Annotated in this window: 28 protein-coding genes; all 28 read left to right on the top strand. The window is 37.0% G+C overall.

The annotated features are described in order from the left end of the window. The first annotated feature begins 460 nt into the window (after nucleotides 1–460). The 28 genes from LAV82_RS23720 to LAV82_RS23855 all read left to right on the top strand — a co-directional run bounded on the left by LAV82_RS23720 (nucleotide 461) and on the right by LAV82_RS23855 (nucleotide 22,265). Nucleotides 461–2,233: an FAD-dependent thymidylate synthase gene (locus LAV82_RS23720; RefSeq protein WP_499717087.1), complete on the top strand. Its 1,773-nt coding sequence runs from the start codon at nucleotides 461–463 to the stop codon at nucleotides 2,231–2,233. A 127-nt stretch (nucleotides 2,234–2,360) separates the two neighbouring features. Then, entirely contained in the window at nucleotides 2,361–2,564 is a 204-nt protein-coding gene (locus LAV82_RS23725) for a hypothetical protein (protein WP_499717088.1), read from the top strand. A gap of 92 nt (nucleotides 2,565–2,656) precedes the next feature. Beyond that, the gene (locus LAV82_RS23730; RefSeq protein ID WP_499717089.1) at nucleotides 2,657–3,028 is read left to right on the top strand and encodes a hypothetical protein; all 372 of its coding nucleotides are present in this window, start codon (nucleotides 2,657–2,659) and stop codon (nucleotides 3,026–3,028) included. Between the two features lie 27 nt (nucleotides 3,029–3,055). After that, nucleotides 3,056–5,047 carry an ATP-dependent helicase gene (locus tag LAV82_RS23735; protein ID WP_499717090.1) on the top strand — a complete coding sequence of 664 codons (1,992 nt, stop codon included), beginning with the start codon at nucleotides 3,056–3,058 and terminating at the stop codon, nucleotides 5,045–5,047. 103 nt (nucleotides 5,048–5,150) lie between these two features. Next, nucleotides 5,151–6,320 carry an ArsR family transcriptional regulator gene (locus LAV82_RS23740; RefSeq protein ID WP_499717091.1) on the top strand — a complete coding sequence of 390 codons (1,170 nt, stop codon included), beginning with the start codon at nucleotides 5,151–5,153 and terminating at the stop codon, nucleotides 6,318–6,320. A 2-nt stretch (nucleotides 6,321–6,322) separates the two neighbouring features. Next, nucleotides 6,323–6,484: a hypothetical protein gene (locus LAV82_RS23745; protein ID WP_499717092.1), complete on the top strand. Its 162-nt coding sequence runs from the start codon at nucleotides 6,323–6,325 to the stop codon at nucleotides 6,482–6,484. 62 nt (nucleotides 6,485–6,546) lie between these two features. Next, nucleotides 6,547–7,920, top strand: a complete 1,374-nt coding sequence (locus LAV82_RS23750) for a toprim domain-containing protein (RefSeq protein WP_499717093.1) — start codon at nucleotides 6,547–6,549, stop codon at nucleotides 7,918–7,920. Further along, the gene (locus tag LAV82_RS23755; protein ID WP_499717094.1) at nucleotides 7,910–8,080 is read left to right on the top strand and encodes a hypothetical protein; all 171 of its coding nucleotides are present in this window, start codon (nucleotides 7,910–7,912) and stop codon (nucleotides 8,078–8,080) included. Before LAV82_RS23750 ends, LAV82_RS23755 begins: the two co-directional genes overlap by 11 nt. A gap of 21 nt (nucleotides 8,081–8,101) precedes the next feature. Next, entirely contained in the window at nucleotides 8,102–8,314 is a 213-nt protein-coding gene (locus LAV82_RS23760) for a hypothetical protein (protein ID WP_499717095.1), read from the top strand. Continuing rightward, on the top strand, nucleotides 8,314–8,520 hold the full coding sequence (locus tag LAV82_RS23765; RefSeq protein ID WP_499717096.1) for a hypothetical protein: 207 nt from the start codon (nucleotides 8,314–8,316) through the stop codon (nucleotides 8,518–8,520). Before LAV82_RS23760 ends, LAV82_RS23765 begins: the two co-directional genes overlap by 1 nt. Beyond that, a complete protein-coding gene (locus tag LAV82_RS23770; protein WP_499717097.1) occupies nucleotides 8,520–9,272 on the top strand; it encodes a hypothetical protein in 753 nt (250 codons plus the stop codon). Before LAV82_RS23765 ends, LAV82_RS23770 begins: the two co-directional genes overlap by 1 nt. A gap of 26 nt (nucleotides 9,273–9,298) precedes the next feature. Beyond that, a complete protein-coding gene (locus tag LAV82_RS23775; protein WP_499717098.1) occupies nucleotides 9,299–9,595 on the top strand; it encodes a hypothetical protein in 297 nt (98 codons plus the stop codon). A 96-nt stretch (nucleotides 9,596–9,691) separates the two neighbouring features. Continuing rightward, the gene (locus LAV82_RS23780) at nucleotides 9,692–10,303 is read left to right on the top strand and encodes a hypothetical protein (protein ID WP_499717099.1); all 612 of its coding nucleotides are present in this window, start codon (nucleotides 9,692–9,694) and stop codon (nucleotides 10,301–10,303) included. Between the two features lie 97 nt (nucleotides 10,304–10,400). Next, a complete protein-coding gene (locus LAV82_RS23785; RefSeq protein ID WP_499717100.1) occupies nucleotides 10,401–10,820 on the top strand; it encodes a hypothetical protein in 420 nt (139 codons plus the stop codon). A gap of 15 nt (nucleotides 10,821–10,835) precedes the next feature. Further along, nucleotides 10,836–12,239, top strand: coding sequence for a hypothetical protein (locus tag LAV82_RS23790; protein WP_499717101.1), 1,404 nt, complete (start codon nucleotides 10,836–10,838; stop codon nucleotides 12,237–12,239). A gap of 14 nt (nucleotides 12,240–12,253) precedes the next feature. Continuing rightward, the gene (locus LAV82_RS23795; RefSeq protein ID WP_499717102.1) at nucleotides 12,254–15,679 is read left to right on the top strand and encodes a hypothetical protein; all 3,426 of its coding nucleotides are present in this window, start codon (nucleotides 12,254–12,256) and stop codon (nucleotides 15,677–15,679) included. A gap of 122 nt (nucleotides 15,680–15,801) precedes the next feature. Then, on the top strand, nucleotides 15,802–16,395 hold the full coding sequence (locus tag LAV82_RS23800; protein WP_499717103.1) for a hypothetical protein: 594 nt from the start codon (nucleotides 15,802–15,804) through the stop codon (nucleotides 16,393–16,395). A gap of 13 nt (nucleotides 16,396–16,408) precedes the next feature. After that, nucleotides 16,409–16,702 carry a hypothetical protein gene (locus LAV82_RS23805; protein ID WP_499717104.1) on the top strand — a complete coding sequence of 98 codons (294 nt, stop codon included), beginning with the start codon at nucleotides 16,409–16,411 and terminating at the stop codon, nucleotides 16,700–16,702. Between the two features lie 17 nt (nucleotides 16,703–16,719). Then, nucleotides 16,720–17,259 carry a hypothetical protein gene (locus tag LAV82_RS23810; protein ID WP_499717105.1) on the top strand — a complete coding sequence of 180 codons (540 nt, stop codon included), beginning with the start codon at nucleotides 16,720–16,722 and terminating at the stop codon, nucleotides 17,257–17,259. Nucleotide 17,260: 1 nt separating this feature from the next. Then, nucleotides 17,261–17,611, top strand: a complete 351-nt coding sequence (locus LAV82_RS23815) for a hypothetical protein (protein ID WP_499717106.1) — start codon at nucleotides 17,261–17,263, stop codon at nucleotides 17,609–17,611. A gap of 311 nt (nucleotides 17,612–17,922) precedes the next feature. Further along, nucleotides 17,923–18,390 carry a hypothetical protein gene (locus LAV82_RS23820; protein WP_499717107.1) on the top strand — a complete coding sequence of 156 codons (468 nt, stop codon included), beginning with the start codon at nucleotides 17,923–17,925 and terminating at the stop codon, nucleotides 18,388–18,390. 17 nt (nucleotides 18,391–18,407) lie between these two features. After that, complete coding sequence (locus tag LAV82_RS23825; RefSeq protein ID WP_499717108.1) at nucleotides 18,408–19,349, top strand: hypothetical protein; 942 nt, start codon at nucleotides 18,408–18,410, stop codon at nucleotides 19,347–19,349. Continuing rightward, complete coding sequence (locus LAV82_RS23830; protein WP_499717109.1) at nucleotides 19,333–19,602, top strand: hypothetical protein; 270 nt, start codon at nucleotides 19,333–19,335, stop codon at nucleotides 19,600–19,602. The genes LAV82_RS23825 and LAV82_RS23830 overlap by 17 nt, the downstream gene beginning before the upstream one ends. A gap of 97 nt (nucleotides 19,603–19,699) precedes the next feature. Continuing rightward, nucleotides 19,700–21,109, top strand: a complete 1,410-nt coding sequence (gene dnaN / locus LAV82_RS23835; RefSeq protein WP_499717110.1) for a DNA polymerase III subunit beta — start codon at nucleotides 19,700–19,702, stop codon at nucleotides 21,107–21,109. Between the two features lie 62 nt (nucleotides 21,110–21,171). Next, nucleotides 21,172–21,597 carry a hypothetical protein gene (locus LAV82_RS23840; RefSeq protein ID WP_499717111.1) on the top strand — a complete coding sequence of 142 codons (426 nt, stop codon included), beginning with the start codon at nucleotides 21,172–21,174 and terminating at the stop codon, nucleotides 21,595–21,597. Then, the gene (locus LAV82_RS23845) at nucleotides 21,597–21,770 is read left to right on the top strand and encodes a hypothetical protein (protein WP_499717112.1); all 174 of its coding nucleotides are present in this window, start codon (nucleotides 21,597–21,599) and stop codon (nucleotides 21,768–21,770) included. Before LAV82_RS23840 ends, LAV82_RS23845 begins: the two co-directional genes overlap by 1 nt. A gap of 12 nt (nucleotides 21,771–21,782) precedes the next feature. Continuing rightward, nucleotides 21,783–22,016 (top strand): hypothetical protein, encoded by a 234-nt coding sequence (locus LAV82_RS23850; protein ID WP_499717113.1) that lies wholly within the window; start codon nucleotides 21,783–21,785, stop codon nucleotides 22,014–22,016. Between the two features lie 15 nt (nucleotides 22,017–22,031). Then, nucleotides 22,032–22,265, top strand: a complete 234-nt coding sequence (locus tag LAV82_RS23855) for a hypothetical protein (protein WP_499717114.1) — start codon at nucleotides 22,032–22,034, stop codon at nucleotides 22,263–22,265. The last annotated feature ends 62 nt before the right edge of the window (nucleotides 22,266–22,327 follow it).

A 22,327-nucleotide genomic window follows, 5' to 3' on the forward strand; every position in this document is an offset into this window, starting at 1 on the left:
GATGGTGAACTTGGATTCAGGTTTCCGTGGGAAGAAACATGATGAATAGTTCGGTTCACGGGAGTAAGAAAGTAAGCGAGCACCCTTAACCATAGTAGAGGGTTCGATAAGAGTACAGCTTGGGTGGCCGGTGCAAGCCTAGTGTCGGAAGCCGTTAAATGCGTGAGGACACCAATACTTATTCTTCTTACTTCCTAGTAAGCAGAGGAACGATTGTCACATCTCCTTATATCGAATTTGAATACACCTCCTCTGCTTATTAGGGAGTTATCCCTATCGCATTCATATCATTACTATTAACCGGTGAAGGCAAGGCTCTTGGGAGGGAGTCACCTTGCCCGTCACCACATGCAGCCAAAACTTTAATAAAGGACGGTGAAATCACCCCTTAACAGTGATTTTCACATTTGGCTGCATTTGGTGGCGCATGCCGTAGGTATACAATACAAGGAGGATTATCATGACAGATAAAGCAAAAGGTGAAGTTAAAGCTGATGCAAAGCCTAAGAAAGCACCAGCTCGAAATAGAAGTAAAAAAACAAACGATCAGCAGGCTGTACTTATGATGCCTGATTTAAAAGATGAAGTGGCTGCTGAAGAAAAGAAGAAGGATGACGCTCTTTTCAAAGTATTAGATGAACATGAGACTGTTACCTTAGATGGTGGACAGATCGTGCCGCTAAATAAAAAGAAAACAGAAGCAGACATTACCCCATACATATCTAACGTTGATGGCTCTGTATATGCTATCACAGGTTTACCTGAAGAATTTATTGCTACTTTATTCGCATGGGTGTCACGTTCACCTAAATCATTTAAAGAGCACTTAAAAATTGCATTAAAGGACCATAACATCAAAGGCGCTTTAGATTCATTTAAAGAGCTTGATGATAAAGCTAAGTCCTTTCATGAAAAGTGGACGGTTGGTTATGGACATAGCTCCGTAGCGGAGCATGCTGTGGCTCATGTAGGAATCGAAAACATCTCTCGTTTGGCATCCGCTGAATTAGAGTTAGCCAATTCATTTCTAAGCATTACTGAGTACAGTCAGCGCTATCAAAAGCCTGAACGTGGTAAATGGCATAATCCTTTAAAAATGTTTAAAGAGAAGCCAAAAGGCATTTCAACTGCTAACCTAGATATTAATCCTTTATATCAAAAAGTTGACCATTTCTATCATACAGCATTCGATGCATTTGAAAACCTTATTGAGGGTGTTTATACATACTTAAAGAAAGAGTTCGTGCATTCAGAAGAATATGAAGAAATCAAAGATGACACTAAAGCAGTTGATCGCAAGCTGGATGCTTTAATGAAACTTGCATTTGAAGATGCTCGCTATGTCCTTCCGCTATCTATGCATACACAGCTAGGTATGACAGCAAACGGACGTGCATGGAGAGATACACTTGCTGAATTAGGTACTTCAGATCATGCAGAGTCACAGAAGCTTGCTGATGACTTACGTGCCGAAATTACAAAGGTATTGCCTGTTCTCTTGAAATACGCTACGCCTTCTCAATACCAAAAGAACTCTAAACTTAGAGTAAGTAAGCATTTTGAAAGTGAATATGACAATGTTATCGCACCTTCTTATGACGCTGTTCTTCTGCCAGTAGATGAAGAAAGCATGTTGATTAATGAAATCATTGCTCATCTAAAAGTTAAGAATCAGCTTGTAGATTATCCTTATGCTGCTGCAGTAGCTAACTTCGGAATGAGTGATGAAACAAAAGAAGAGATTATCAAGGAATTGCTATTTGAAATGCAACACTTTGATAATGCACCGGATGCATTCAAACATATCCGTTATAAAGCCTATTTCACAGTTTCTGAAGCCAATTGGCATCAACTTTTACGACATAACCGTATGACAGATTTTACTTTCTCAAAACCAACAACTAAATTCGGTATTAAAGTTCCTCCAAGAATTATTGCGGCAGGCCTTCAAGACATTTTGAAAGGCATTGCAGCAAAATCAGAAGAACTGTATAATGAACTAGTACAGAATAACTTTGAGAAAGAAGCTGAATATGTTGTCTTAAATGCCCATAAACGTCACATCTATGCTAGTTTCAACCTGTGGGAAGCTTATCATCTAATTAACCTTCGCACTTCTGAACAAGCACAGTGGGATATTCGTGAAACATTTGAAGACTTATACCAGCAGATTAAATCGGTGCATCCATTGTTAATCAGCGAAGCAAAGCGGAGAAATGATAATGCACACTAATACGGATCCCATTGTTTTATCAGAAGAGGACTATGAATTTTGGGCAAATATTAGTGAAGATTCAAATGCAGAGTTAATCTAACCTATCGGATAATAAATCACCTCTCTTGAAGGGAGGTGAGATAACATGGCAAACATCGAAAAAATGGAGAAAGAATTCAATGCTTTAATGAAAAAGTATGAATCAGCTTCTATGATTCGTGAGTGGAATAACGCTTCTCGCAGTGTAAACCTTACTGATAATCTGCGTATTCGTGAGCAAGAAATCAAAGGTTTCAAAAAGCGTTTCGAAGCTGCGAAGAATGAAGAAGAAGTAACTCCTGAAGTCTAGAACCTAATAAGAGCAGACATTATACGTGTGTCTGCTTTTGTTATGCCCCCATCCGGGGGTTTTCACTGAAAATCATAAAAAAGAGGTGCCTAATGGAGATAACTATCCCAACCCAAGTGTTTCGTCCTTTTGCTGAAAAAAGACTAAAGTACGTAAAAGACGAACTCACTTATTATCAAAACAAAATCGCTAAAGCTGTAAAGGAATACGAGCAAGAGCTAAAAGCCTATGAGGATTCTAATTGGTTAAAAAAGCTGTTCAAATCAAAGCCAGAGCATCCTAGTAAAGGTTTTCTAACACCTTATGATGGTTGGCAATTAGCCAAGAGTAGCATGGAAATACAAGCAGACTATGTGAGTCAGGTGCTATCAACACTAGACCATAGTGATGAGATTACATTAACCAAAGAGGATATCAGTTACTTTAATGTGCTTATATCAATTGAACACATTAAAGAAGCGTAAGCGTAAAGACTGAAAGGAGCAAAGGACATGACAACTGTACCAACAAATACATTAAATCCAATGGAAGTAGCCCAAATGCTGAATGAACTTAACCCTCAGCAACGTGAAGCTGCGCAAACAATTTATGGCCCCGTTCTTATCTTAGCAGGAGCTGGTTCAGGAAAAACAAAATCTCTAATTACTCGTATTGCGAACATGATTAGTCAAGGGATCCAAGCTAAGAATATCTTCTGTGCTACTTTCACAAATAAAGCGGCACGAGAAATGAAAGAACGTCTAGAAAGTGTAGTTGGAGAAGAGCCAATGAATCATATTTGGATGGGGACGTTCCATAGCCTATGTGTACGTATTCTTCGCAAACATGGGCACCTATTGGGATACGAACAAGATGAAACTTCTAAGCGTTGTAAGTTTGTTATCTACGATACAGGCGATGTTTTGCAGGTTATTGAACGTATCTATAAACAAATAAACATAACAGGTAAATACAAAGAAGGTCTAGCTTTACATTACATAGATAACGCTAAAAACAACTTATGGGACCCTGAGTATTGTGCCTACAATGTTGCTGAATCAGCAAGTGATCAAGTAATGGCTCAAGTGTACACTCGTTATCAAGAACAACTACGCATGATGAATGCAATGGACTTTGGCGATCTTATCATGAATACAGTTATTTTGCTTCGTGACCATGCAGAAGCTCGTGACTATTGGCAAGATAAATTCCATTTCGTAATGAGCGACGAATACCAAGATGCTAATTATGCTCAATTTCAATTACTGCTTCTTTTAGCCGCTCCACACTATAACCTTTTTGTTGTAGGTGATGATTATCAAGCTATTTATGGATTCCGTGGAAGTGACATTAGTATCATTCTGAATTTTGAAAGGTATTTCCCAAGTGCAGCTGTTATTAAGCTAGAGCAAAATTACCGCTCTGTAGGGAATGTTGTGCATGCCGGAAACTATATAATGAGTCATAACCGAAATCAAAAGGTAAAGAATCTAATGACTGCTAAACATCAAGGTGAACCATTACGTGTAATAGGAACCAAGACGGAATATGAAGAAGCGGCATATATAGCGGCAGTTATTAAGAAAAAAGTACTTCAAGGTGGATATAAATATGAAGACTTCGCTATTCTTTACAGAGGCAATGCACAGTCTCGAGTAATTGAAGATTTCTTCCGTAATCAATTCATTCCTTATACCATTGTTGGTGGACATTCCTTCTATGATAGAGAAGAAATTAAAGATATCATTGCTTATCTTAGAGCTATCTTTAACAGAAAAGATGATACAGCTATTCTTAGAATCATCAATAAACCTACAAGAGGAATAGGTAAGACTTCTCAAGATAAGATTGAAGAATATGCAAACAATCATAAAGTTAGTGTCTTTCGTGCTCTTAAGAATGCTGCAGAGATTCCTGGAATGAATAAGAGATCCGTTACAAAGGTAACAGCTTTCTTTGATTTGTTAGATCATTTCCAAAAGAAATTAGAAAGTGGCATCATGCTAACGACTTATGTGCGTTATGTGTTGGATCAATCAGGGCTATGGAAGCATTACGAAGCCGATAAAAAAGCTGATGAGAAAATTGATAACTTAAAGGAATTCTTAGTTTTAATTGATAAATACGAGTCAGATAATCCGGACAAAACATTAGAAGACTTTTTGCAAGAGATTTCATTAGTTACAGATTCTGCAGATAAAACAAAGACAGATGCTGTAAAGCTGATGACTATGCATGCTTCAAAGGGACTTGAATTCCCTGTAGTTTTCTTACCAGGCTGGAATGAAGCAGTCTTTCCTTCATGGAGAAGTCAAGGGGAATCAGAAGTTGAAGAAGAGCGCCGCTTAGCATATGTAGGTATTACTCGTGCAGAGAAAGAACTATTTATCACTTGGGCAGAGCAACGAAGTCAGCAAGATGGTAAGCAAAGAATGCACAAACCTTCACGCTTTTTAGAAGAGCTTCCAAGTGAAATTGTAGAAGTTTCTCAATTATCTTTGTAATACCTTTAAATTTCTTAGTTTTTTATAAAAGTTTCTTGCATTCTCCCTACCTTTATAGGGTATTATGTGTGTAAGAGACTTTTTATTAGAGGAGATGTATGCCGTGAGCGCAGCAAAAGTAAAAACACAAGATGAAAAATCATCTTATAGAAAAGTAAATAGAGAAGATATTTATAAAGAGGTTGTAAATATAATTCAGAATCATAATGGGGAAGCAGAAATTGCAAATTCAGAATTAGCCAAGAAATTTGATATACAAGGACCTTCATTAGATTATCATTTAAAACATTTAGTAGATGAAGGAAAATTGATACTTTCACCTAAGCGTGGACGTTATAATAGGAAAATCTATCGTTTAGCTTCGGGAATAGATGAAACTCCTAATGAAGTAACACTTGATAAATCCAACTCTAATAAGACTGAAGTTCATACACCATTCTTAAATCAAGAATCATTAGATAAGTTTGATGACTTTATAAAAGAACACTTACAAAAATCAGGCAATGTAGAAGGAGTATTCACTTCCACTAGTGGAGCAGGCAAGTCATCTGTGTTAAAAGCACAAATGGAGTCAGATACATCTAAAAATAATGATGATAAAAAGCAAATAATAAATTATTCTAATTCAACAAAAGATGAGAACGTAAACTATGTACAAGAAGCTAGTCGTGCTACAAGAGAAAAAGCAGATGAGACTTATACTATTGAATCACCTCAACCAATGACTCAGCAACCCGATCCTGTAGTAAGTGAAGATATAACAGAGCCTGAAGCTTACGTTAAGAAGCCTGAACCTATAAAAGTAAAAGAGCTAACATTAGAAGATGAAATTCAGAATTTCCTTAATGCTTCTAGTCAAGTGAACGATGCCAATACATTACTGAAGCATGAAGATCGTGAAATACTTTCTGTAATGAACGAAACCATTCAGCAGACTACAGTTTATTTGAAAGATTTATCTGAACAGCTTAGTACAATTCAAAATAAGCAACTTATACAACATTTGATAGATGATCGTAATCGCACACAAGAACAAATGAAGCGCTTAGAGAAAGAAGTAGAAGAAGCTTATGCTCAAGCAAATCAAACAAAAGAGAAATACGAAATAGAACCTGACCGTGTAAGGTTTATGCACCAGATGATTGTTGCTACAGTTGATAACTTTGTAAATCAACAAAACCATTCAATGGCGCTTAATCGACTAAACTTTAGAAACCAAATATCTAAAGAGGTTAGTGACCTTGTGAAGTATGTTTTACGCTTGGAGGAGTAATTTTGATTTCAGAAGAAGTAACGGCTTGGATTAGCCTTGTTTCTGCGATTGTATCTCTTGGTTTTGCTATTTCGGCAGCACGAAGTTTAAATCGTGCAAAGCAGAGCTCAATAAAAGTAAAACAACATTTAAAAGAAATAAAGCAAATTCAGAAACAATTATAAAACAAGCCCCATCCGGGGCTTTTCTATGAATAGTAAAAGAAAACGTCAAGGAGGACATAACAATGCCTAAATATCCAGATGACTTCAAAGAATACATAAAACAAACTGCTCAAACACATGAAGTCATCAATTCCATCATTGGAGGAGTGACTTCATCAGGTATTAACTTTGTAGCAAAATGTCCATTTCATGAAGATAGTAGACCTAGTTTAATGATTAATGTGTCTACAAACACATGGAGCTGCAATGGTTGTGGAGCTGGTAGTAGTAATCACAGTAAAGCAACATCATCTGATGTATATGGATTTGTAATGGGTTACTATAACTATAATTTTGGTGAAGCAATTGAATGGCTAGCTAAGTTCCTAAATGTTCCGCTACCTATTCTTGATCAAAAACAACAGTTTAAATTAAGTCAGCAACAGTGGTGGTCTAATAAATGTGCAACTGCTCAATCAAGGTTTAGAGAGAACCTTATGAATAACAAAGAAGCCTATAAGTACCTAAGAAATCGTGGCTTAGAGGATTTAGATATATATGTATGGGGACTAGGATTTGGTGATGGTGAAGACCAAGACTTTATGAATACGAAGGGTAAAATTACATTTCCTATTCATGATTGGTCTGGAAACATCGCTTCCTTTACTGGACGTGTACCATTTGGAGCTTCTGTCTTAACAGAACTCAATGAGAAACAGAAAGCAGAGGGGAAGCGCATAACACCTAAATATGATCATAGATGGCCACTCAATGCGAAGTTTGTGTCTGAAGAATATATTCGCAATCATCCATTCCCTGAATTTGACCGAAATCAATATGTGTATGGATTATATCAAGCAAAGAGTTATATCACTCAATGGAAGTCAGCTACGCTTGTAGAAGGATTTACAGATGTTATTCAGCTTCATAAGAGAGGCCTTACAAATGCTGTAGCCACTTTAGGAACCAATCTAAGTGAGCAGCATGTATTGCAACTAAAAAGAGCTGGTGCAAAGCGTGTATTGCTCATGCGTGATGGAGACGATGCAGGCTTAATTGCTATGGAAAAAGACTCACGTATCTTGCTTCAACATGGAATAGAAGTACAGGTATGTCCTTTGCCTGATGGTCATGATCCCGATTCATTAGCAAGAACATTTCCATTGTTAGATGATGCATTTTCTAAATATATAAATAAAAGAACTCGTACATTAACACAATGGCGAGTTGAGAAAGTTTATAAAGAAGAACAAGATGAAATTCTGTTCCATTACTCACGTATTGGTGAGATTCAAGGAAATCGTTTAGAGAAAGTTATTAGCTTATTGGCGAGTGAAGATGATCCAGTTCAACTAGATATTCTTTTAAGACAATATGCAGAGTTATTCGTTGTCTCTTACGATTCATTAAAACAAAAGGTACATCACTTTAAAGGGAGTATTCAACATGCGCAATAAAGAAGCTGTATTAAAATTAGAAGTATTCATGCCGTTCAACTTAGATAAGATGAATGAGCAACAAGCAATAGATAAGGTGGAAGAATTGGTTCTTGAAATGCAAGACAAGATTGATCCAAACATCACTATTGATGTGAAAGAACGCTTTATAAAAAAATAAAATTAAAAGGGGAAGATATACATGCACTTAGGAGTTTATATTAACGGAGCAAACATTCAAGCTGAAAAACACAATGACAATAAGGATAAAGCAATTGAAGAATTAATTGCTAATGCTCCTTCAAATTTTGATTCATCTGAAGATGATATTCTTTTGTTTCAATTTAAAGAAGGAAATAGTGAAGGTGAAATTGTCTTTAATTATGCTCAAGATCACTTAGAGGAGGGAATGTAATGTTTATTTCAGTTTACACAAGAGGCGGCATCATTTCTGATGTAATTACTTCAACAGAAGATTTAGTTGATGTAGTCGAAGAAATGAATATTAAACTTAAAGATAACTTTGATTCGGAAGTTGATGATGCAAGAATCTTTAATACAGAAAACCAAGAAGTTCATTCATATGATCCAGAGGACACAGCAGAGAAAGGTGAATTATAATGGCATACAATAATAACAATAAGAAATCATTTAGCTTAGATAACTATGAAACGGTAAAAAGTAGAAAGGTGCGTCTTCGTAATGATTTTAAAGATTCTTTGATTTTGCCGCTTCCTATGTCTGATTTAAATTATGCCGGAAACTATATTTTAATGGGTGCTTTGATTTGGAAAGATAAGAAAACATTCGAGCAATTAGATGCATCTGCTCATGAACGATTAGCTCAAATTTCACAAACAGCTACTCCTCAGAATGCAGGTATCGCCCTTGCTTCTATTGCCTTAATTACAAAAGCAGATGGGGCAGGATATTCTTTATCTATTGCAGGAGGAGCAAAGGCAGATAAGCATGCATGGGTAGAAAATGCAGAAGAATCAGCAGTAGGTCGTGCATTAGATAACATGGGCTATCATTCAGGATCTGCTTCTCAAGAAGAGATGGCCAAGGTTGAGCACATGATGCAAGCTCAACAAACTCGTGTGCAGTTAGAGAATCAAGTTAATTCTATGTATTCTTCATTAGTTCAGCAAGGACATAATACTCAATACTTAGGACAAATCATCTCTCAAACTGTTCGTCCGTTTGCACAGTTAAATGAACTAGCTCCTGACGAGCTGGAAAAATTACTAAATGCATTACAAAGTGCAGGGAATCAAGGTGCTTATAGTGCATCTCAACAGCAAGCGCAACAGAATCCTCATGCTGCTCCAAATTTTGTTCCTGGGGCACCATCTCCTACAACCATGAGGTAAATATAAAATAGAATGGAGTCTATACAATGAAAAGCTGGTTTAGTGGTATGACAAGTGACGAAATTGTACGTGAAATGTCAAGATTAGCTCATAATGCGATTGCTATAGCAAAGCAATATGGGGAAGTTGAAAGCGATAAACTGGAGAAGCAGTTTGTTAAAAAGTTTGAAGAAATTATTCCTTCTATTGTGGAAACGAAAACCGCATTCTACATGTACAATAAAACGATTTGGAATGAATGGGATAAGTGTCAGTCAGATTTATGGGACATTCGAAGAGGAATGGAAAATAACATCGAAGAAGTATTATTACATAAGGTATGAAAATAAAATCGTAAAAAATAAGTTTTATGATTGCTCCCTATCCAAAAGGTAGGGTATACTTAACCTACGGAAAGATTTGGACAGGGAGTGGATTTTATGAATAATGTGCAAAAACTTATGCGTGAAGCACATGAGAAAAAGAAACGATTAGAAGAAGAAGCTAGACGTAAAGCTGAGCAAGAAGCTCAAGGTACAAACAATACGGAAGAGGAAGAACTACATATCGAAGAAGTATCTACTGATCAGACACAGGTTTCTTCAACAGCAGAACAAGAAGTTGCTGCAACAGTTGAACAGCCAGTAACACCAGTAGCTACACAACCAGTAGCAGAGCCAGCGGTTAAGCCACAACGTCCTGTGACACCAGCACCAAGACAACAAAGACCAGCTCGTTCAGCAGCTGTAAACGTAAATACAGAATTGCCTAAAGGTATTGTAGATGTAATGAGAGATGACGTACCTGCATCAGATTACGGAGTAAAAAGAGTTCAGACACACTTTGATTGTGCGAATAGAGTTGTCCGAAAATGGATTACAGATTTTTCATCCGACAATCAGTTTAATGGGGGAGTAGCCATTACCAAATCACAAGCAATTGAGGTCATGCTAGATGTGATGTATTATGATTTGGGCATTAACCCGATTGGCTATGAATCAGCGCAGGAGCTACGTGAAGATATCATTAACAAAATTAGAAGTATGGGATAACATATAGAGCAACCTAGGGGATTTCCCTAGGTTGCTTTCTTTATTCCCTAACTTATTATGCTATAATAGAAAGGCATTACAAGAAAGGAAGAATGTTATGGAACTTGTAACAGCATACTTATATAATCGCATTCCTGTTGAAACAAACGACATTAATGTAAAAACATTTCATCATCTTAAGAGAAATGGATGGTATACAGATGCAAGAACTAATAAGAAATTTACGATGTTAAATAAACGAATCGAAATAGATGATCAGTGGTACCGTGTCATGATTCGTTTTGAATATAATGGTTTTCTTGAGGGAGAAGATGTGTATCTCCTAAGTTTGCCATGTCCTTTTCTTATTACAAAATGTCAGCCTGTAGAAGGTATTTCGTCAGCACGATGGAAAGATACAGAAGTTTATCATGGCCCTAAGTTAGGTAGTGTACTTGGATTTTTACAAAAAGGGGTTCCATCAGCAATCATTGATGAAGTCAGCAACGATTTAAAACAATATGTTCAATACAACTAAAAGGAGAGAGTAAACATGTATTCAAGACCTTATAAAGTAAATGCACTTCTTAATGATTATATAATCAAGGTTCTAAAAACGTATTTAAAATTTCCTGAAGGTCAGCCCTATACAGCATTAGACTGGAATGCATTAGATGGGACATTATTATATAACCTTACAAAGAATAGCGGAGATGGATCATTGTTCGGTGTGTCGGCTGATTCTTATGGCTGTCAGCATATGAGAGAAGATTATTCATTTCATAAGGTTTCAGAAGCTGATTATCGTTCAGAAGCAAAGATTACAAATGATGCATTCTCTCTTATGGTTGTTAATCCAACTATTGATGATCGTCTGCAAAATGAAATCTTTGATTCGGTGGATCCTTACACCATGCCTAACTTTGAACAAGAAACGCATGCCAAAGTTATGAGAGAAGAAGAGGAGCGCCAGCGTCTTCAAGAGCAAATGAAGGATCAAATTGACTTTGGTTCACTAAATGAAGATAACTCCGAGAAAGCGAAAGAGCTTGTAGAAGAGACACCTGAACAACGTGAAACACGTATTCAAAAGAAAATTCAAAAAGAGATGCAAAATCGGGTGAAGGCATGGCGCTTAGCTATGAAAGAACAACAAAAGAAGATGCAGTCTATGCGTTGGGATGGTTTCTTGCTACAACGTGCTACTACATATTTGCGTCCAGGCGGTATTCTTGTCATGATTACTCCTAAAGAATTAATTGATGACAGTATTGCTTTCAAGTTAGTCAATCAATATGAAGACATAAAGATTCTTCGATTAGATGACGATGAGTATCCAGAGTATCGCAAATGCATCATCCTTGCTAAGAAGCGTAAAAAAGCGACTCGTGAAGACCATGAGTTAGGTAAACGTATTGCTCGTACAAAAGAAAGACCATACAAATCTTTTGGTAAGATTCGTGATATCACAGCTTCTTTAGTGGACAATGCTGAACGTTATGAAAAGCAAGTCTTAAGAGCAAAAACAGATGCTATCTATGGAGTACTTGAACCTCAACATGATCCTAGTTATGTTGTTCCTGCTTCTGATCCGGAAGACATTACATCTTTCCGTGTTGGCCCGATTACAGGCAATGAAGCTCTTGCTACTTTAAAGAAATCAAAACTCATTAATTCATATAGAGAAACATACTCCCAAGTGCTTACAAATAAAGAACCAGTTACACCAACACCACTGCATAAAGGTCATATTATGCTCCTTTTAACATCTGGCTTCTTAAATGGTTATATCGGTACTGGTCCCGATCAACATTTAGTTAAAGGTAGTGCCATTAAAGATGTTCGTGAATTTAGTGAAACAGATGATGAAGGCAACACAAGAACGGTAGAGCGTGAATTCTACAACATTGGTGTAAAACTTTTAAATGCTCAAGGTGAATTTAGAAAAATCATGTAAGGAGGAACAAGTATATGGCATTCTTTCAAAGCGACGAAATTTATTCTTTAGAAATATATAACCGTAATGCAACAGATGCATCAGCTTTCTGTGATTTACTAGTGTGTGATGAAGGAAACAACATCTATGTTGCAAACCTAATTGGTACTGATACAAAAGTAAAGACTGTAGCAGCATTGCTTCAAGAATCAAAGAGTGGGCAAATTAAACGAGCGGAAGGTCCAATCTTTGCTGAAGGGCATACTCGTCATAGTGTCTATGGTTATCAGGTTAAGAAGAATCATTATGATGAAGAAATCATGAAGATTGATGATTTAACTCAAATTTTTATGGTAACAAAGAATGCATTACCTGACATCAAGGCTCGTAATGCATGGCGTGCAGAACAAGATCGTCGTCTTGCTGATGGTGATACACCATTACCTATACCTGATCACTTAGCGGAACTGGTATTAGCATGGGATGGTGACTATAAGAAACAAGTGTATGAAGTTTTAAATGACCGTTACAATACCCCTATGTTAGAAGACTGGAAAGACTTTATTGTAGATGCGTTAATCGTAAATAGCTACTACGAGCCGCTACGTGTTGAGTGTTTCGGTTCGGATTACAAATTAGAAGCAGGCCTTCTTCGTGTCACAGAAGAACAGCTTGAAGAAATTATCACAATGGGCATCGAAGGATATGAATTAGACTTTGCTATTGAAGAGGATGGCCGTACAGAAGAGGAAGCCGTTCTAAATAAATGCAACAGTATTGATGACTATTTAAATCACTTTGCCGGTGAGTTGGGGAACCGTATAAAAGAAAATATTGGATTACGTTTTAATCCTGAAACTGAGAAGCATCACCCTGCATTCCGTGATGTAAACTTACAAGCCAATGAGAATGGCATTACAGGCTTATATCCTCCTCAAGCTAATACAGTAATGGGTGTTGCCAAAACACTTGAGCAAGATAAGCATTGCTTTATTATTGGCGAAATGGGAACCGGTAAAACGACTATGGGTGAGATTGTCCCTTATATCGCAGAAGCAATGATTCAAAAGGTAGATAATAATCCACGCCCGCAACGTGTTATTGTGCTTTCTCCAGCTATCATGGTTGAGAAGTGGGCACGTGAAATAAAGGAGCGTATTCCACAAGCTGAAACGTACCAAATCACTCACTGGAAAGATGTTAAGGCAATTGAAGAACGTACAGCTTACAGAGACAAAAAGGGCAAGATTAAGTACAAGCAGCCTGATAAGTGGGAATACTACATCATGAGTTCTGAGACTCCGAAATTCACTTTCCCTGTTCAACCAATCAAAGATTGGAGAACGCATAAAGATGATATTTCTTTCTTCGGTGAGAATTATGAAGGAGAAGTGAAGACACGTACTGTGCGTCGTGCTGATGGCATGCATAAAGTAAACGTGACTGATCATCGCATTCGCTTTAATGAATTAACTTTCTTTAACATGGAGAAGAACCGCAACGAAACAGTATACGAGCCAGGGGAAACGGGATTCTATTGCCCTAAATGTGGTGGACCATTGATGCAGCGCCGCAGAGGTGAAGATGAAATGTCAGGTGAAAATTACTTTGAAACCTACAACAAATCCTCTGGCAACTGGGTGAAGAATCAAACGAAAGAAAATTACTATTGTAAAAATGACGTTGAAACAGCTCATTTGCCAAAAGAAGAAATTGTAGAGTGGAAACTTGATAAGACTCTTAACCGCTATGTTCCTATGTACACTCATCAGCGTTGTGGTTTCGTATTGTGGCAGCCTGAAAAGCTTCCTTTAGATTCTGGATATCGTAAAGTATCTCCTGCATGGTATATCAATAAGCGTCTTCCTAGAGGCTTCTTTAAATACTTGATTGCAGATGAAGTACATGAGTATAAGAGTGGAGATTCTTCAACAGGTCGTGCATTTGGCCAACTCGTGAACCACACTGAAAAGCAAGTCTTACTTACAGGAACATTAATGGGTGGAATGTCTCGAGACATCTTTTACTTACTTGCTCGCTTAAGTCCAAAAGGTCTTCTTAAAGAAGGTATTTCTTATAAAGATGAATCCGCATTTAATCAACGCTATGGGATTAGTGAACATAGCACTCGTGCCCTTGATGGTCGTATGCGCCGCAATTCTAGTCAGAAGCCGGGTATTTCACCTCACTTGTTCCCAATGCATTTAATGGGCAACTGTGCGTTCTTAGAGCTAAATGATATGGGATATGCTTTGCCACCTTATCAAGAAGTGCCGGTAGTTGTAGATATGGATGAAGAGCATTTCAAAGCTTATCGAGAAATTGGTCATGAAATTATGAGTACGATGAGAGCAACAGAAGGTTTAGGCGGCATGAATAGCATTTCAACTTTCATTAATGCTATGTATCAATATGCTGATACACCTTTCAATGTTGAAGAAATTGTAACGTATGACCAAAACGGTGAACGCCATGTGTTAGGTATGCCTTATAACTTTGACCAACGTGAATTCACACCTAAGAAGCTTGAACGTTTAATTAGTATCATTGATGATGAGATATATACTCATGGACGTAAGAACTTAATCTATGCGAAATACACAGGTAAAGAAGCATGGAATCAAGTGGATACATGGTTATATGAGGAACTTAAGCGTAGAGGTTATAAAGTAGGTATCTTGCGTAATGGAGGCAAGTACGATGGCATTAAGATGCCTAAGAACTCAAGACAGCGTGAAGATTGGTTAAATACCATGATGGAAAAACATGATTGGGACGTTCTAATTACAAATCCTCGTCTTGTTAAAGTAGGATTGGATCTATTAGCATTCCCGAATATTCATTTCTTCCAACTTGATTATTCAACATATGATTACATGCAAGCGTCACGTCGTTCTTGGAGACTTAAGCAAACAAAAGATGTAAAGGTCTTTACTTATGTATACCGTGAATCTATTCAAGAGAAGGCTCTTCAGCACATTGCCCGGAAAATAGATGCAGCTATGGCTATGCAAGGAAAATTTTCGGAAGAAGGCTTGCGTGCAATGGCAGATAGTTCGGACGGCATGAATGCATTAGCTAAACAGTTGATGAAAGATGATGTCTTGAATGAAATGGAAACTGTTCATGATATGTTTGCTCGTAAGAATCAGTCATTTGAAGAGATGCAAGCCGTAGAATTCCAAGATTATGATGGATATGTCATGAATCCAATTGAAGGCGGTATTGAGCGAGTACGTCAAATTGCTGAAGGCTTTATTCAGCATGTTGAAGAAGAAGCGAAAGCGGGTCGTGCTACGCAAGAGGAAGTTAGACGTACCAAGAAGGCTGTTACAGACTATCTTGATATGTTTGATGAAGTTCTTCAAACAGTTGAAAATATCCAGGAATATAACAAAGGAGTTAGCAAGAAGAAGCAAATCATTCAAGGTCAGCAAGAATTAGACCTATTTGCTATCTAATAACATTAAAGTGAAGTTTGTAATGTCTATTTAATTTTTGATGGGCATTACAATTTTTTATTTACAAATTAAAAATTATATGACATAGTAATAAATGACAATAAAACTTAGGGAGAAACGTTATGAAAACATTTAAATATTGTTCTGCTTATAAATGTGGTCGTGTGCTTCCAGAAGAGCATGATAATGCGGTTTGCCCATACTGTATGAGTGGATATCAATCCATTTATAGCAGCCACACTCAAATTAAACCACTACCAGAAGTTGCTTATGAAATTGAAATGAAGTGTAGCAAAACAGGAGAAACTGATCCTAACAAGCTTTGTTATAGAGAGCAACATGTATATAGCAGCTTTACTACTGGCAATGAATTCGAAAGCGCTGAAAGCCGAAATGCTTTCTATGCTGAAATGGATAGACAAGAAGCTATGAATTACTTAGTCATTGAGGAATCTGAAGATGATGTTACGTTTTATGAAAACAAAGAAGACGTAGAGAAAGAGTTTGATCGTATTTTAAAAGATGCTGATTATGAATACTTGGAATCAACCTTTGAAGAGATGGTTATTCTCAAAGTTGAGAAAGTTACAAGTTCCCTTAAAAAAGATGACTTCCATAAACGAAATATGCTCTTTTATAATTACGAATGGTACCGAGTAGAAGAAGTCATTCAACCTGAATTTGAAGCGGATTCTGACTTCACAGTTAGTTGGTAAGGAGGCATACAAGATGAATGTCAATGATGAAAGAGAATATGTCCTGCTTTCTTGGAAATGGTCATACAACAAAGATATACTTCGGTTTTGGGGTACTTTAACAGATGATACAGAAGAGCGTTCTTACAGCGGATACAATGTCGATACAGATAGTTGTGAGAGATATACTAAGCAAGAATTAAAAGAACGTGGCCACCTCTTTTGGGAAGGTCAGAAGCTTCATGAACTACATAGAGATGAGTCTTATGCAATTAAACTCAGTGACCTTTTGGTGTTAGGAAGAAAGTACTCAGTAATTTATATATAATTTGAGGAGGAGTTCCAGTGGAAGAAAGAAATATTGAAGCAAAGATTATCCGACATGATAGTGGTTTAGATTCAAAGCGGATTGAAAAGATTATTGAAATGATTAGTGATAGAATCGGTGACATTAAGTATGACAGAAAAGATATCCTTAGTGATCGTAAAAAACAGTTAAAGAAAGCAGTAATTGAGTTACACAACTTGCAACCGCATTATGATGAAATTGAGAAAAATAATGCTGAGATTAAATCTCTCGAAGAACAAATTCATGCATTAAAGCAAAAACAAACTCCTCACAAAAAGGCAATCGCAAAAGTGCTTAGAGGAAGCGATGATACTTATAACTACAGCTCAGTATCTGATAATTCACCTGCAGATAAATATATCAAGCAGCACCTTCCTGATATTAAAGGCATCAAAGAAAGCCTTAGCAAACTTAGTGAAGAAATTGAAGAAAAGCTATGGTTAGCTAAAGATATTGATGAAGCTCGTGCCCTTCACTCTTATGCAATAGAAGAAATTAAAACTATTTCGGCTGGTATTACTAAGGAGGAAAACTAATATGAACAATGTATATGAAAGAGAAACAACTCGACAAATCGCAAATGCAACAATCGCTCACATGGAACTATTAAAGCAAGCATTGGATGCCGCTGACTTTCAACAGTCTCAAGCGGAAAGCTTTAAACAGATGGCAAAAGAAGTTGGTGAAGAATTAGTTCATGCAAAGGATCGTCATGTTCAGGACGAAGCGACTATTCAAATCAAAGATAGCGAAATTGCTCAACTTCATGAAGCTCAGAAACAGAATGAAGCTATTATTGCTGAATTAAAAAAGAAGCTAGAAGAGGCTGAATCAAAGCTGAATATTGCTTCTGAGAAAAAAGATGCCGCTATTAAAGCAGTAAAGTAACACATTACACCTTAAGAAAGAGGTTTTAATATGGGCAAAATCTTAAATGTCGCAGGGTATGTACTTATTGCACTCTTGTTTATTGTTTGTTACTTAGCGGAGTTAATTTGGAGGAACTTATTAAGACTCATTAAGTTTCCAATGCGTCCTATATGCAAGGAATGGGGTCATGATTGGAGGTATCATGGTTCAGGTGGATTTGCCCCTGTACCTGGACCGCATTATTCAACTAGCTGCAAGCGTTGCGGAAAATGTGAATAACCACTTAAAGATACTGTATAAATGAATACAATTAAAAGGAGATAAAACAAATGCCAGATTTAAACCCTCGTGCAACTGTCGTATTAAGAAGTAAAGAAAAGGTTACTAGAAAGCCTGACTATGCAAGTGTTGGCGGCTTCTGCGTTACCCCTACTAACGAAGAAACGTCAATCTTGTTTGATTGGGAATCATCAGCTGGTTATTCTGAAATAGATAAGGATGGCTATCTTGAAATTAGCTGGATGCTAAGTGGATTTGACATGGACTTCTTCCTTGGTTCAAATGAAGGATTAACAGAGCCGGATTGGGAGCTTATTCTAAGTTCAGCATTGGATGAAGTGTATTATGAAGCTGTTCATATTATTGGTGGTATAGAATCACATATAGAAATGACTGTTCAATCTTTTGGTTTCCTTTTTTATGACTTCGATAAAAATGAAGAAACTAATTCGTCGTTCACTCACGAGCAAATTAAAGCCTACAATCAAAAAATTGAAAAGGAATTAGTGGTTAATTAAATCAAGGAGGAGTCTGTATGTCATCCGATTACTGGGAGAAATTACAACGTGAAAGAGTAAAGAAACTTGAAGAAAGACAAGAACAGCTACGAAAAGAAAATGCTCTTTTCAAAGCGCCTGACGTGAATCGGATGGTTGCAGAAAAACTCAGCACTACTAGTCAAGGTTGTAATTGTCAGCGAATGCTACTGATTTTAGTGCAAGATGGAGAAGTGAAGGCGACAGAATACCTTTCACCTATCCCTTTCTTTTTAAAAGAAGCAAAAGCTGATGAAGAGAAGCATTCATGGGAGCACAGATACGGACCTTCATTTGATAAAGTAGGAGAAGCTTATTACACCAAAAGATTTAGAGATGATTTTTATGAAAAGGATTTTGAACCTGACTTAGCAGGTGTCAAAAGATATCCAAAGCTTGTTCCTACTTTAATGTTCGGAGATAAACAATATTATCAAGATCCTTGTACCTTCTCTAATGACTTGACTATTGAAGAGCTAGAATCATCTTATTCCTGCCCTGAAGAAATCTCAGAATTACCAGACGGCATCTACCACGTATTATGGGAGAATGCTTGTTATACGTATACCACCATGGAGGGTGACGAAGGAGATAGCGAAACGGATTTTAAGATATACCCATCGGTTCCATTATGGGATTTCTTGAGATATAAAGAAGAAATGATTGCTGAAGCTACACCAGAAGGAGAAGAGCTGGCAGCAGCATACCTTTACATTCAAGAAACGAAGCAAAATCGCAAGAAGAGTGTTGAAAAAACAGATCATTACACATTAGATTATTATGTAAAAAACGATAAACTTCCTACAGAGAATCCTTTATTAGCAGGAAACCTTTCTGCAGCAGCCGCCAATTTCATACTCGATGATGAGTCTGAGGAAGATGATATAGCCAATTTTGGATTGGAGGAGCTTTTAGGTGACGATCATGAAACAGATAGATGAATGCTTAACAAGAGAGTTTTCAGGTAAACCTTCATTGAAAAGAAAATGGAGGGCTTTTTTAGGTACAAATCCTAAAACTCACTGCAGAATGCTTTTACTGTACCACTATCATCATTTAATTCTTCGATACGATGTGGACCATCATGTTGTACTGTACGAGTGGTGGGAAAAACCTGCGGATAAGCGAGGATTAGACAGCGCCAAGGAGTGGCTTGGAGAAAGACAAAGAAAACTCAAAGAAAAGCAGGAGTAATCTTGTTTAAGAATAGTTATTCTGTTAATATTGTAATGTATTACAAAATGCCCCATCCGGGGCATTTCGGTAGAATAAATTTTAGGAGGACGAATATATGTCAGAACCAGTAGTAGCTGTTGGTGTTCCAACACCTGTGTTAAATAGAGAAGAAGCTCAAGAGGTTGATGTTCAAGCGCCTTCAGTATTAAGTGAAAATATTGATGTAGATAAAATGGATGCTGAAATTGAAAAAGAATTGAAGACAAATGTAACACTAGCAATTCAAACAGAAGTTCTAAAGAAAGCGGTCGGAAAAGTAGAACGTTCTATCTCAAAGAAAGCTGTGCAAGATGTTTTCAAAATGATTTATATTGATATTCAGCCTGACACATTAACATTCCGTGGAATTAATAGCGACTTTATGACAGAAGCAACTGTTTCACAAAATGCAGATCAAACTAACTTCAAAATTACAGAAGGTAAAGGGAACTCTATTTGCTTCCCTGGAGATAAATTTATTCAAATCGTCAAGAAGCTAAATGCAAAGAAAACTGAGATTCGTATTGAAGAGAACCAAGCATTAATCAAATCTGGTCGCCCTAAGTTTGATTTACTAGGTATCGATGGGGACGAATTTCCACGCACACCTGAATTAGAGGAAGGTACATCAGTTCCAATGCATCCTCAAGTATTGAGCATGATGTATGATCGCACTATCTATGCTGCATCATCTAAAGAATCTCGTCCAGTGCTAACGGGTGTATTGCATCATTTGAATGGCACTAAGTTAAAATGTGTTGCAACAGATGCACACCGCTTAGGTCAGTTCGTGTATGAACTTGAGGAAGAGCATGAAGAACTGTCTGCAACTATTCCAATCAAAGTGTTAACAGAAGCAAAGAAACACTTAGATGCTACTGAAGTAGAAGTAGTGATTCACTACCATGGCACACAAGTTGTGTATGAATTTGAGGATGTTAAAGTCTACGGCCGCACAATTGAAGGAAATTATCCGGATACGGACCGCTTAATCTTTAGCTCAGATAACACTGGAAGCTCAGTCGTTGTAAATGCAGGTGCTTTCAAAGAATTACTTAGTAACTCAACTGTATATAATCCAGATCAACCCATCATTATTTGTATCAAACCTGAACTTAACCAGCTGCGTGTAAATACTCGTGAAGCACAAGTAGGTGCATTCCAGCAAGACTTAGCGGTAACAGGTGGAGAAGGTGCAGATTTAGTAGTAGGTGTAAATGTTCGTTACTTACAAGAAGCATTTGCTCGTTACGGTAATGATGATTCAATCAAATTAGAATTCTTACCTGCAGTAGGAGATAAGCCAACAGGTATGCAACCATTTAAAGGCTCACTTCTAAATGGCAATCCTGACTGTGTAGAACTATTTGTACCCGTTCGCAGTGTTGAGATTGATTACCATAAGCCTGTTGAGATTGAAGACTTCCAAGGCGTAGCAGAATTTGATTTTGACCCTTTTAAATCTGACTTTGAAGATATCGCATAATAAATATAAATAAAAGATGTGCATTACAAAGTGCGCATCTTTTTAAAAAGGAGAGGCCGACAATGCCGACATTAGAATATAACCATGGAACAGTATTTTGTGTGTGCAAAAGAGATTTTATTTATAACGTAGAAGACAGACTATCTGATCTTCTGCATGAAGATCCTTATACTTCCGAAATCACTCATCAAAAAGAAATAGAATGCCCTCACTGCAAGGCAAAGATTCAAATTGAGTTCCTTGCAATGATTAATGTAAAAGTAAACCTTACAAAGTTAGAGTTCAAAGGGCAATCCGCATTAGATTTAGATGATGGAATATTCCCATTAACCGCACTTGAAGGGGCGTTTGTTGGAGATAGGTTTCCTTTACCCGATGGGAACTATATTGCAGGGACCACAGAATATCAAATTAAGAATGAAAAGGTCATTGATTACTGGCAAATTGCTGATAACAATCAGCTTTCTCTTCTACAGGAGGCAGCTTAATGGAGAGTCACGTTAAATATGGATTAGAAGTATTATTAGATTCGAAATATAAACATGAAAGGTTACTAAAAAATGAAAACCTTTCACCAAAAATTCGAACACGCTACGAGCACCGTTTAGCAAGTATTAATACATGTATTGAAACAATTAAAGATTGTTTTAGTGAAGAATAGGAGACTACCAAAATGAGTATAGAAGCAACAGCAAAAGCTATTTTTATTACAAACACATTCGCACAAGCACATCCAGAAGAACATATTAAGCTTTGGGGCCAGTTTGAAAAGGAAGTACCAGTTAATAAAAGAAGCGGTGCCTATGGTATCGATAATATGGCATATGTAAGCTGGCTTAAGAATCAAGCTAACCCAACAGTAATTGAATTTCTATCGGCAAGCATCACGCAACGCAATTCATTTTAAAAAGGAGTGCTATTGATGCAAGTATTATTAAATCGTTTCGATAACCCAAGAGTTTCAGAACAAGTTTTTGTAGGCAAAGGAAGTAAAGTATTTGCCAACAAAGGAGCAGAAGAATATGGGTTTACTGTTGGAAAAGAATATGAAATAGAAAACGTTAGCCCTTTTGGGTATTTGGTGATAACAAACGACAAAGGTGAAACAGAGGAATATACCGTAGAGTATTTTCAGCAATATAAACCTTTAATCTAAAGAAGCCACTACTAGGTGGCTCTCTTTATGTATTGCCATGTGTAAATCTAGTATTAGCGTTT

The sequence above is a fragment of the Bacillus sp. ILBB4 genome, from assembly GCF_035064545.1.
Lineage (GTDB): Bacteria > Bacillota > Bacilli > Bacillales > Bacillaceae_H > Priestia.